Here is a 12,164-nt window from a genome sequence, read left to right as displayed (position 1 = left end):
ATGAATTATTAGCGCTGCAATGAAAAGCAACATCGGGACGATGTAAACCTGTTCCTTTTTTAAGCGTTGAACAGCAGCACGTCCTGGGAACTGTCAGTTGCGGTCATTTTATGTGCGATGTGTAACGTCCTGTGCGATAAACAGGGAATGGATCATTTGCGTTACGTTAATGCGCTCTTATAATTCCCGCACTCTCAACAGGGCCATTCATGTGATTGTTAAACGTTCCGTAACTCAAAGCATCGCTCAGGCGCTCAGCGCCATTGTCCTGCTGTCGCTGCTCACCACCGGTCTGGCATTGGTCACGCTCCTGAGCAGCCAGCGCGACGCGGAGGCGATCAATCTGGCGGGTTCACTGCGCATGCAGAGCTATCGCATGGCCTGGGATGCCAGCCGTCAGCCGCAAAATCTGGCTCATCATCTGGCGCGCTATCAGCAAACGCTGGATGCCCCGGTGCTGCAGAAACTCGATCGGCCCTGGGTACCCCGTGAAGTAAGTGTTCGCTATCAACGGCTGCGTGCCGCCTGGCCCTCGCTGCAGCAACAGTTGCAACAGGGCGATACCGTGGCTTATCAGCAGCAGGTGCCGATCTACGTCGGTGAAATCGATCGCTTTGTGCTGGGTCTGCAGCGCTATACCGAGTTGAAAATGCATCTGGTGGCCGCCAGCAGCCTGGTGGGGGTCATTGCGATTGTGGCGCTGGCACTGATGACGATTCGCTTTACCCGACTGCAGGTGGTGCGCCCGCTTAATGCGCTGGTTACCGCCAGTCGCTATGTTGAGAGCGGTAACTTTGCTTTTCCGCCGCTGCACGTTGAGCAGCAGAATGAACTGCGGGTGCTGTCGCATGCCTTCAGCGGCATGGCGGCACGGCTGCATTCGCACTACCAGCTGCTGGAAAGCACGGTGCGCGCCAAAACAGAAGATTTAACCCAGGCTAATCGCACGCTGTCGCTACTCTATGACAGCTCACAAATGCTGACCGCCAGCCCGCTGCATCCGGCACTGTTTGAAGCCGTGTTAACCAATGTACTGACGCGCGAGAAACTGACGGCGATCCGGCTCGACAGCGACCAGTTTCAGTTTCGTGCCGGTGATGATCAGGCAGCCGGTCAGTGGCAGCGTCTGCCGTTACAGCAGGACGAGCAGCAGATTGGCGAGCTGCGCTGGCAGACAGCTGGTGCCTCGCCTCCGGATGAACTGATGCGCAGCCTGGCGGCGATGCTGGGACGGGCTATCTGGATCTGGCAGGCACAGCAGCAGTATCAGCAGATGCTGCTGATTGAAGAGCGCACGACCATTGCCCGGGAATTACATGACTCGCTGGCGCAATCGCTCTCGTTTTTACGCATTCAGCTGACCCTGCTGCGCCGCGCCGTTGATAAAGACGATAGCGCCGCCCATACCATTATCGCGGACTTCGATCAGGCGCTGGCCGAGGCCTATCGTCAGCTGCGTGAGCTGCTGACCACCTTCCGTCTGACCATTGAGCAGGCGGATCTGGTGGCGGCCATGCAGGCGATGATCGCCTCGCTGCAGGAGAAGAGCAGCGCAGAGATACACTTTAACTATCAGACCGGCCTGCAGAGTCTGGAAGCACAACAGCAGGTGCATGTGTTGCAGATCGTCCGTGAGGCGCTGCTGAATGCGATTCGTCACGCCAGTGCGCAGGTTATCCGGGTGGATTATCAGCACAGTGAAAAAGGTGAGCACTTACTGACGATTACGGATGATGGCGTGGGGATGAACAGCACTGACGAACCGCCGGGCCATTACGGCCTGACTATTATGGCGGAGCGCGCTCAGCGCCTGAGCGGCCATCTGACCCTCCATGCACAGCCACGGGGTACCAGGGTGGAGTTGCGCTTTCCACCGCAACCGGCGCGCCCGCTGGAATAGCAGGCCAGAGCGGGTCTTAATTCATTAAAATAATCTATCGGTTTGCGACCGCGGGCTATTCGATACAAAACAGGGTGTTGTCCCTGAACAATACCGTCTGATCTGCCGCAGTCTGAAACCTATGAAACGGAGAAAATATGCAACAGCCCGCATTAACATTGATGATTGTGGATGACCACCCGCTGATGCGCCGCGGTGTCCGTCAGCTGCTGGCGCTGGATCCCCGGCTGGAGGTGATCGCCGAAGCCAGCAACGGCACTGAAGCGCTGGCGGAGGCCCGCCATCAGGAACCGGACATCATTCTGCTCGACCTGAATATGAAAGGCATGTCCGGACTGGATACGCTGAAGGCGCTGCGCCATGAAGGGATCAGTTCTCGCATTCTGGTGCTGACCGTTTCTGACGCCCGCAGCGATATTTTTGCCATGGTGGATGCCGGTGCTGACGGCTATCTGCTCAAGGACAGCGAGCCGGAGGTCCTGCTGGCGCATATCCTGCAGGCATCACGAGGCGAAAAGGTCTTCAGCGAGGGCGTCACCCGCTATCTGGCTAATCGCCAGCACAGTGCCGATCCTCTGCGTCAGCTCACAGAGCGCGAACGGGATGTGCTGCAGGAGGTGGCGCGTGGCCTGTCGAATAAAGAGGTTGCCGCTATTCTGCATATCTCTGAAGAGACGGTAAAAGTGCACATTCGTAACCTGCTGCGGAAACTGGATGTCCGCTCACGCGTCGCCGCCACGGTGATGTGGCTTGAAAGCCGCAAATAGCCAACGAATTTACATTTTCTCCTCAATTTCTCCACGATTTCCCCCGCTGCCGCACGTAGAGTAAACGGCGGCGGAGAAACGTGGCAAAGACCCGCCGAGTTTCCTGCCAGAGCGCCCGTTGCTGGTGGGCCTGACCAACGATAAAAGTAGTGAGGAGTGTCGATTTAATGTCGAATTTCTTTATCGACCGCCCTATCTTTGCCTGGGTTCTGGCGATTCTGCTGTGCCTGTGTGGCACGCTTTCGATTATTTCGCTGCCTATTGAACAGTACCCCGATCTGGCACCGCCCAACGTGCGCATCACCGCTAACTATCCGGGCGCATCCGCCCAGACGCTGGAAAACACCGTTACCCAGGTGATCGAGCAGAACATGACCGGCATCGATAATCTGATGTACATGTCCTCTAACAGCAGCAACACCGGCCAGGCACAGATCACCCTCACCTTTACCGCCGGGACCAATCCCGATGAAGCCCGTCAGCAGGTACAGAATCAGCTGCAATCCGCACTGCGCAAATTGCCACAGGCGGTGCAGTCGCAGGGTGTGACCGTCAATAAAACCGGTGACAGTAATATTCTGATGGTGGCATTCGTTTCAACCGACGGCAGCATGGATAAGCAGGATATTTCAGACTATGTCGCCAGTAATATTCAGGATCCGCTAAGCCGTATTGATGGCGTCGGCCAGGTTGACGCTTACGGCTCGCAATATGCGATGCGTATCTGGCTCGATCCCAATAAACTGATCGCCTATTCGCTGACCACGGAAGATGTGGTCAGTGCGATCCAGTCGCAGAACACCCAGGTTGCCGTGGGTCAGGTGGGTGGCCTGCCGTCGGTAGAGAAACAGGCGCTTAACGCTACGGTCAACGCCCAGTCGATGCTGCAGACCCCTGAGCAGTTCCGGGCGATTACCCTGAAGAACAATCCCGATGGTTCGGTGGTGACGCTGGGCGATGTCGCCAGCGTGGCGCTGGGCGCTGAGAAGTATGATTATCTGAGTCGTTACAACGGCCAGCCCGCGTCAGGCCTGGGGGTGAAGCTGGCATCCGGTGCCAACGAGATGAACACCGATAAGCTGGTGCGGGCGCGCATTGAGGAGCTGTCCCACTACTTCCCGCACGGTCTGGAAGCAAAAATCGCCTATGAAACCTCCCCTTTCGTTAAAGCGTCAATCACCGATGTGGTGAAGACGTTGCTGGAGGCGATTGTGCTGGTATTTGGCGTGATGTACCTGTTTATGCAGAACTTCCGTGCCACCTTAATTCCTACTATTGCAGTGCCGGTGGTGCTGTTCGGCACCTTCAGCGTGCTCTATGCCTGCGGGTTCAGCATCAATACCCTGACCATGTTTGCCATGGTGCTGGCAATCGGGCTGCTGGTGGATGATGCCATCGTGGTGGTGGAAAACGTTGAACGTATCATGCATGAAGAAGGACTCTCGCCGCGTGCCGCCACCCGAAAATCGATGGGCCAGATTCAGGGCGCGCTGGTGGGTATCGCGCTGGTGCTCTCTGCGGTGTTTGTGCCGATGGCGTTTTTCGGCGGCACCGTCGGCGCCATTTACCGTCAGTTCTCAATTACCATTGTGTCGGCGATGGTGCTGTCGGTGCTGGTGGCGATGATCCTGACACCGGCGCTCTGTGCCACGCTGCTCAAACCCGTGGCGCAGGGCGAGCAGCCTGAGCGTCGCGGCTTCTTCGGCTGGTTCAATCGTCACTTTAATCGCAATGCTGACCGCTACGAGCGCGGGGTCGCGAGTATCCTGCGCAAGGGCGGTCGCTGGCTACTGCTCTATCTCGGCATCATCGGCCTGATGGCCTTTCTGTTTCTGCGTCTGCCGACGTCGTTTCTGCCGCTGGAAGATCGCGGCGTATTCCTGACGCAGGTTCAGCTTCCGGCAGGCGCGACGCTCGAGCAAACTGCCAGCGTCGTCGCCAAAGTTGAAAACTATTATCTCACCGAGGAGAAGGCCAACGTGCTGTCGGTCTTCTCCACCATCGGCGCAGGTCCGGGAGGCAATGGACAAAACGTGGCGCGTCTGTTTGTGCGGCTGAAAGACTGGGAAGCGCGGCCCGGTGCCGATCGCACCTCGTTCGCGATTATCGATCGCGCGACGAAGGCATTCCAGAAGATCAAAGAGGGCCGGGTGATTGCCAGCAGCCCGCCAGCCATCACCGGCATGGGCAGCAGCTCCGGCTTTGACCTGCAACTGCAGGATCACGCGGGCGTCGGTCATACCCAACTGATGGCGATGCGTGACAAACTGCTGGAGATGGCGGGCAATGACAACGCGCTGTCGCGGGTACGACACAATGGACTGGATGACAGCCCGCAGCTGCAGATCGATGTTGATGCACGTAAAGCGCAGGCGCTGGGCGTGTCGCTGGATACCATCAACGACACTCTGACCACCGCGTGGGGTTCCAGCTACGTGAATGACTTCCTGGATCGTGGCCGGGTGAAGAAGGTCTATGTACAGGCTGCCGCTGAATTCCGCATGCTGCCAGACGACATCAACAAATGGTACGTGCGCAATAGCAGCGGCAAAATGGTGCCCTTCTCCGCGTTTGCCACCAGCCGCTGGGAGACCGGTTCCCCACGTCTTGAACGCTACAACGGCTATTCGTCGCTGGAGATTGTCGGCGAAGCGGCCAGTGGCGTCAGCAGCGGCACGGCGATGGATGAGATGGAAAAACTGGTTAATGCCCTGCCCCTGGGCGTCGGGTTCCAGTGGACCGGTGCCTCTTATCAGGAGCGGCTCTCCGGTTCGCAGGCGCCGGCACTTTATGCGATTTCGCTGCTGGTGGTCTTTCTCTGCCTGGCCGCGCTGTATGAAAGCTGGTCGATCCCGTTCTCGGTGATGCTGGTGGTGCCGCTGGGCGTGGTCGGCGCGCTAATCGCCACCTGGATGCGTGGGCTGGAAAATGACGTCTATTTCCAGGTTGGCCTGCTGACGGTAGTGGGGCTATCCGCCAAAAACGCCATCCTGATTGTAGAATTTGCTAATGAGATCAACAGCCGTGGACGCGAGCTGGTGGAATCTACGCTGGAGGCATCGCGTCAGCGCCTGCGGCCGATTCTGATGACCTCGCTGGCCTTTATCTTTGGTGTACTGCCCATGGCGATCAGCAGCGGAGCGGGCTCCGGCAGCCAGCATGCCGTGGGAACCGGTGTGATGGGCGGAATGATCTCTGCCACACTGCTGGCGATCTTTTTTGTGCCGCTGTTCTTTGTGCTGGTACGCCGCCGCTTCCCGCTCAAAGAGAAGCCGCTCGACTAAGTAGAGGCGCAAATAAAAAGCGGTCACTGATATCAGTGGCCGCCTTATTTCTGTGTGTGGTAAGAATTCCAGCAAGCGGGATTAACCTGCTTTTTCTTCGCGCGTTACTTGTTGCGTAACATCGCTTCGATAAATTCTTTCCAGGTTCCCATTTCGGTGTCAATCATAATGCCCTCTCTTATTGTGCTGGCAATGTTACGCTCTTTTTTTATACAGGTGAATACGTTTACACCTGTTATATCTATCGGCATACGCCATAAAAACATGAATGTTGCTGGTTTTGCAAGCTGACGCACACTTCAGCAACTCCTTAACCCCGTTGAAAATAATTTATTTTAAACCCAGCGGTAGACTATTTTATCAACATGGCGAAATTCCTAAGCTCTTATTGATAAGCAGGGTAATGGTTAGCTGCGAAATTGATAGCGTTTACCCGATGCCGGACGATGACCTTGTTGCCGTGCTCTGTGGCCCGATTCCCGCGCCTGTGCAGATGCCGCAACGGATCACACTATGGTAAACTCGCACTTTGGCTGCTTTTTTCAGCTTTCACTTCTCACAGGACAATAAGGATCGGGCAATGAGCACGCAGTGGGTGATGTTCGGGATTAAAAATTGCGACACCATAAAAAAAGCCCGGCGCTTTTTAACAGACGCAGGCGTTGACTATCACTTCCACGACTACCGTGCGGATGGCCTGAACGATGCCCTGCTGCAGGAGTTTATCGATGCACTGGGTTATCAGGCTCTGCTTAACACCCGGGGCACCACCTGGCGTAAATTGCCTGAGAGTGATCGCGACGCGGTTACCGATGCCAGCAGCGCCAAAGCGCTGATGCTGGCGCATCCCGCCATGATTAAGCGTCCGCTGTTGCGCGCCCCGGATGGCTCCCTGCTCGCCGGTTTCAGCGAAGCCACCTATCAGAATGCTATCCAGGAGAAGTCATAATATGTTTTGCCCGGTCATTGAGCTGACGCAGCAGCTTATTCGTCGCCCCTCTCTCAGCCCCGATGATGCCGGATGTCAGGCTCTGCTGATCGCCCGTCTTGAAGCCATTGGCTTTAAGATTGAAACGATGAACATCGACGACACCCTGAATTTCTGGGCCACCCGTGGCGAAGGTGAAACGCTGGCGTTTGCCGGTCACACCGATGTGGTGCCGCCTGGCGATGCCAGCCGCTGGATTAATCCGCCATTTGAACCCACCATCCGCGACGGCATGCTGTTTGGCCGCGGCGCGGCCGACATGAAAGGATCGCTGGCGGCAATGGTGGTGGCTGCCGAACGTTTTGTTGCAGTGCGTCCCAATCACCGCGGGCGACTCGCCTTTATGATTACCTCTGATGAAGAGGCCAGCGGGGCCAACGGCACGGTTAAAGTGGTTGAGCGGCTGATGGCGCGCCGCGAACGGCTCGACTATTGCCTGGTAGGCGAGCCCTCCAGCACGGAAGTGGTGGGTGATGTGGTGAAAAATGGCCGTCGCGGCTCAATCACCGCTAACCTGATGGTGCATGGCGTGCAGGGCCACGTCGCCTATCCGCATCTGGCGGATAACCCGGTTCACCGGGCGATGCCCGCGCTGAACGAGCTGGTCGCGACCGAGTGGGATCAGGGAAATGAGTTCTTTCCGGCGACCAGCATGCAGATTGCCAACGTCCAGGCGGGCACCGGCAGTAACAATGTGATCCCCGGCGAGCTGTTTGTGCAGTTTAACTTCCGCTTCAGCACCGAACTCACCGATGAGATGATTCGTCAGCGGGTCGCTGAGCTGCTGGATCGTCACCAGTTGCGTTACACCATTGAGTGGAAACTCTCTGGCCAGCCCTTCCTGACCACGCGCGGTAAGCTGGTTGATGCCGTCGTGAAAGCTGTAGCGCACTATAATGAAATTAAGCCGCAGCTGCTGACCACGGGCGGAACCTCCGATGGCCGCTTTATTGCCCGGATGGGTGCACAGGTGGTGGAACTGGGGCCAGTGAATGCCACCATTCATAAAATCAATGAGTGTGTGAAAGCCTCCGACCTGCAGATGCTGAGCCGGATGTACCAACGCATCATGGAACAACTGATCGCCTGACGGCGGTTTTAAGGAGCAGCAAATGGAATTTATTAAAGATTACTGGTGGATCCTGGTGATCCTGCTGATGGTTGGCGTGCTGATGAACGTTTATAAAGATCTGAAACGCATCGATCATAAAAAATTTATGGATAACAAACCTGACCTGCCGCCGCATCGTGATTTCAACGATAAATGGGATGACGACGACAACTGGCCGAAGAAGAAGTAAACGAAAAAGCCCCTGCTATGCAGGGGCTTTTTTATGGTTCTTCACAAAATCAGCTCTCATCAGCGTTAAGATCGAGCTTGCGCAGGGGCTTTTTACATCATCACGATAACATCATCGTCACCCGGTTTTGCGCCGCTTAACGCCTCATCAAAGTAGCGTTTTGGCACCGTATAACGCAGATGATTCAGCGCCAGCTCCATGCTGCGGTGATCGATGGCGTGTTCCAGATCGTCAACGATATCCAGGGTAACGTCGCCACCGCAGGCGGTCAGCCGATGCTCCGCCTGCTGCGCATGGTGCAGCGGGACCTGCTCATCATAATCACCGTGGATCAGGTGGATGGTGGTGCGGGTACTGGCCTTCTCCGGCAGGGTAATAAACCGGCCATTAAATACCACCGCGCGGCCCGCCAGATCCGGATGCGCCTTAACCCCTTCCAGCACCATACTGCCGCCCTGCGAAAAGCCGATTAAGGCTGTCGCTTCCGGCCGCACGCTGCTCTTTTTTTGCCAGTGACGCACAGACCCAACAAACTGCGGCATGGCCGCATCAACCCGCTGCTGGACGGTCTGATCGTGCAGGTCGGTTTCGCCGAACCACTGACGACTCGCACCAGGCGAGCCGACGGACACCACCAGCGCGTCGGGAAACGTTCGGGCAAACCAGTTGCCAATCTCGCCCATTGAATCCGGGTTATCGCCAACGCCATGGTAGAGCAGAAACAGCTGTGCTGTGGTGGCAGGCTGTTGAACGATTACATATTTCAGTGTCATGTTGACCTCCTGTGTTCACTCTACGCCGCCTGGCATAAAATCATATGAGGATAATTTGAACCAGCTGGTCGAATTATTTCAACGGCAGGTGCAGCAAGGCTGCATCAACGCCCAGTGTCTGGAGGGCCGCTGCCGCCTGCTGACGCAGCGCTGCGACTAGCGCTTTGCGCCCACTCACTCCCGCCTGCTGGGCCAGTTCGCCCAGGGCTGTGGGTGTGGCAACCGCCGCAGCCAGCAGCGGTACAGAGGCTGAACTGGCCTGCACCAGACGCTGCAACACCGGCAGGCTCGCTTCCAGTGGCCGCTGCGCCCAGGCAAAACCCGCCGCCAGACGAATATCCTGCGCGGTCAATCCGTCGTCAGTAACCTGATCAAACTGCAGTTCCAGTGCGATATGCTGGCGCAACAGCGGCCAGTCTCGCGCCAGCTGTTCTGCCGCGCGGTGCTGCAATGCCTCACCCGCAGCAGAACAGGGCAACATGGCCATCGCCGCGTAGCAGCCGCTGCTGGCTTCGCGCTGACTGCCAATCCGCACCAGGCTAAAGCCACAGGCGCGCCAGAACGCCCAGAGAGATTCAGTGTAGCCGAAGCTGACGGAGAGGTAGTCATATCCGGCTGCCGCACTGGCCGCTGCCGCAACCAGCTGCTGTCCGGTTCCCAGACGACGCCGCTCCGCCGCCACGGCAATACGGCTGATGCGCAGCGAGCGCAATGTCGCCGCCTCAGCCAGACCAGCGTGGGCTGCCAGCGACTGTGCCACCAGATTCCCGCGAGGTCGCCGGGTACCCGCCCAGACCGCCTGTGCCAGTGCAGGTTCAAGACCGCCCTCTTCCACCAGCCAGAGCGCACCCTGTAACGCCGACGCGTCGCCGGCCCGCCACAGCTGCATGCCCGGAGCATCCAGCAGGCGGCGCAGATCAAGTGGTGAGGTACGATAGTGTGCACTGGTCAGCAGACGATACGCGGCCTCCAGCGCGCTGAAATCGTGGCGCTCAACACGATGAGGCGTTACAGGGCAATCGGGTGCGGGTGCGGCGGCATCGTCAAACAGCAGCGCCTGGTTCAGCCACTGCTCCAGCGGATCGAAACGCGACCAGCGCAGCGGCTCATCGAGCGTAAAATAGTGTGCATCAGGAAGCCCGGCGCAGAATTTAAGGATAAACCCGCGCCCGCTTCCTTCGTAGCCCTGTACGGTGGTTGTGAGCAATACGCGGGGATATCGACTGACCAGCGCCTGAAGCAGCGGTGCCGGGATCGCCGCCGCTTCATCCACAATCAGCCATTCCGCCTGCGGCGGCGTCTCCAGCGCCAGCAGCGCATCGGGTGCCATAAAGTGAAAAGCGTCAGCGGCGAAGGTGCTCAGCACCTCCGTTGAGGCTTTGGCCGGAGCCGTGACCAGACAATGTCCGTTCAATCGCGCCAGCATACCCGCCAGCGCCGATTTACCGCGTCCACGGGGCGCGGTCAGCACGGCAACCCCCGATGGGAGCCTCATCAGCTGATCGAGTATCGCCTGCTGCTGCTGCGGTGCCTGACAGTGCCACTGCGGCCAGTCCGGCTGCGCCGGAAACCGGCATGGCTGATGCTGCCGCTCCACCAGCACCTGGTCATCCGCTAATATCAGCTGTTGCAGGTGGTGAACAAAATAAGGGGTGGCGATGGGTTCAGCGATATCGGCCCAGCGCAGGCTGTCGCTGTCAGGCTGCTGCGCCCACTGTTCCCAGGGCGGCACCAGCAGTAACAGCCAGCTACCGGCGGTGAGCGTGCCAGCCAGCGCAGCGAAAGCGTCGGCATGAAAGCCCTGACGGGCGTCAAACAGAGCATGACGAAATTCACGGCCAAGCAGCGTGCGCACCGCAGCAGGCTGTTTGTGCAGGACCGGCGTTTTATACTGACCCGGCCCTTTATCCGAAGCAGAGAACAGCGGTTCCGGGCTCAACGCCAGCCAGTCGCCGGTCAGCGTTTCACGCCACGCCGCAGCCCGTAGTAAACACCAGGCCGGGTCGCCGCTGATCACCGCCAGACGACGCACACCGGCCTGCTGCATAAGCTGCGTAAGAGGCTGCAGACTCATCAGTTGCTGGCGAAGGTGTTGCACTGTCCTGGATTGCCACCATCAAACCCGCGCTTGAACCAGGTGTAGCGCTGCTCAGACGTGCCGTGGGTGAAGCTGTCCGGCACTACGCGGCCCTGACCTTTCTGCTGCAGGCGGTCATCGCCAATTGCCTCGGCGGCATTCAGCGCTTCCTGCAGATCGCCCGCTTCAAGGATATTTTCCTGCTGCATATAGTGTCCCCAGACACCGGCAAAACAGTCCGCCTGCAGTTCCATTTTGACGGAGAGCTGATTGACCTGCGTCTGGCTGGCACCCTGCTGCATCTCACGCACTTTTGGTTCAATACCCAGTAGTTTCTGGACATGGTGGCCAACTTCATGCGCGACGACGTAGCCCTGGGCGAAGTCACCGTCCGCGCCAAGTTTGGTTTTCATCTCGTCATAAAAAGAGAGGTCGATGTAGACGGTCTGATCGGCAGGACAGTAGAACGGCCCCATGACTGACTGTCCGGTACCACAGCCGGTGCGGGTTGCGCCGCGATACATCACCAGCTTCGGCGCCACATACTGTTTGTTCATCTGCTGGAACAGTTTGCCCCAGGTATCTTCCGTGGTGGCCAGGATCACCTTCGTGAATTTCGCAGCCTCATCATCATTGGCGCTGACGCTGCGCTGTTGCTGCTGGCTGGTCGGTGCAACTTCACCGCCTGTCAGCAGTGCGGTCAGGTCGTAACCGTAATAACCCGCGATGGCCACAACAATCAGCAGCACAATACCGCCTTTACCGCGCGGCAGACGAATCTGGCGGCCTCCGCCGCCTAAACCGGACGATTGATCGCGACGGTCTTCTACATTGTCGCTTTCGCGACGCCCTTGCCAGCGCATGCTGTATTCCCTCAGTCATTTTTTCAGATGGCATGATTTTAGTTGTGTGAGGCAGCAATCACCAGCTTTACCCTGAAATGAAAAAAGGAGAGCCGGGGCTCTCCTTTTTCTTTCTGCTGACCCGTCCTGAATAGCGTTGACACATTTTCCCGATGTTTTAAGGAGAATGTGATGAAACAGTATGTTAAACGTACACAACGGGACTACTCTC

At 57.7% G+C, this 12,164-nt stretch carries 10 protein-coding genes; 6 read left to right on the top strand and 4 right to left on the bottom strand.

The window, feature by feature from the left end; all coding sequences use genetic code 11:
- The first annotated feature begins 211 nt into the window (after positions 1 to 211).
- From narQ to acrD, 3 genes are all read left to right on the top strand, one after another.
- The gene (narQ, locus tag ACVKSX_RS18160) at positions 212 to 1,900 is read left to right on the top strand and encodes a nitrate/nitrite two-component system sensor histidine kinase NarQ (RefSeq protein ID WP_029519734.1); all 1,689 of its coding nucleotides are present in this window, start codon (positions 212 to 214) and stop codon (positions 1,898 to 1,900) included.
- Positions 1,901 to 2,037: 137 nt separating this feature from the next.
- On the top strand, positions 2,038 to 2,667 hold the full coding sequence (narL, locus tag ACVKSX_RS18155) for a two-component system response regulator NarL (RefSeq protein WP_010259976.1): 630 nt from the start codon (positions 2,038 to 2,040) through the stop codon (positions 2,665 to 2,667).
- A 167-nt stretch (positions 2,668 to 2,834) separates the two neighbouring features.
- A complete protein-coding gene (gene acrD, locus ACVKSX_RS18150; protein WP_022624153.1) occupies positions 2,835 to 5,951 on the top strand; it encodes a multidrug efflux RND transporter permease AcrD in 3,117 nt (1,038 codons plus the stop codon).
- A 104-nt stretch (positions 5,952 to 6,055) separates the two neighbouring features.
- Here acrD and ACVKSX_RS18145 read toward each other — a convergent pair whose 3' ends face one another.
- Positions 6,056 to 6,247: a hypothetical protein gene (locus ACVKSX_RS18145; protein WP_010259981.1), complete on the bottom strand. Its 192-nt coding sequence runs from the start codon at positions 6,245 to 6,247 to the stop codon at positions 6,056 to 6,058.
- Between the two features lie 284 nt (positions 6,248 to 6,531).
- On the opposite strand from ACVKSX_RS18145, the gene ACVKSX_RS18140 reads away from it, so the two are divergent.
- The 3 genes from ACVKSX_RS18140 to ACVKSX_RS18130 are packed head-to-tail and all read left to right on the top strand — an operon-like array spanning position 6,532 to position 8,240.
- Positions 6,532 to 6,900, top strand: coding sequence for an ArsC family reductase (locus tag ACVKSX_RS18140; protein ID WP_010671352.1), 369 nt, complete (start codon positions 6,532 to 6,534; stop codon positions 6,898 to 6,900).
- A 1-nt stretch (position 6,901) separates the two neighbouring features.
- Positions 6,902 to 8,029, top strand: a complete 1,128-nt coding sequence (dapE, locus tag ACVKSX_RS18135) for a succinyl-diaminopimelate desuccinylase (RefSeq protein WP_010671351.1) — start codon at positions 6,902 to 6,904, stop codon at positions 8,027 to 8,029.
- A gap of 22 nt (positions 8,030 to 8,051) precedes the next feature.
- Positions 8,052 to 8,240, top strand: coding sequence for a YpfN family protein (locus ACVKSX_RS18130; protein WP_003848800.1), 189 nt, complete (start codon positions 8,052 to 8,054; stop codon positions 8,238 to 8,240).
- 92 nt (positions 8,241 to 8,332) lie between these two features.
- Here ACVKSX_RS18130 and ypfH read toward each other — a convergent pair whose 3' ends face one another.
- The 3 genes from ypfH to ypfJ all read right to left on the bottom strand — a co-directional run bounded on the left by ypfH (position 8,333) and on the right by ypfJ (position 11,953).
- Complete coding sequence (gene ypfH, locus ACVKSX_RS18125) at positions 8,333 to 9,013, bottom strand: esterase (protein ID WP_010259992.1); 681 nt, start codon at positions 9,011 to 9,013, stop codon at positions 8,333 to 8,335.
- Positions 9,014 to 9,086: 73 nt separating this feature from the next.
- On the bottom strand, positions 9,087 to 11,087 hold the full coding sequence (locus ACVKSX_RS18120) for a tRNA(Met) cytidine acetyltransferase TmcA (RefSeq protein ID WP_354438082.1): 2,001 nt from the start codon (positions 11,085 to 11,087) through the stop codon (positions 9,087 to 9,089).
- Positions 11,087 to 11,953, bottom strand: a complete 867-nt coding sequence (gene ypfJ / locus ACVKSX_RS18115) for a KPN_02809 family neutral zinc metallopeptidase (protein ID WP_010259999.1) — start codon at positions 11,951 to 11,953, stop codon at positions 11,087 to 11,089. Before ypfJ ends, ACVKSX_RS18120 begins: the two co-directional genes overlap by 1 nt.
- Positions 11,954 to 12,164 lie beyond the last annotated feature (211 nt).

The organism is Pantoea sp. PvP021, from assembly GCF_054056055.1.
Note: the sequence above shows the minus strand (reverse complement) of the source record. Positions and strands in the feature narration are given on the sequence as shown.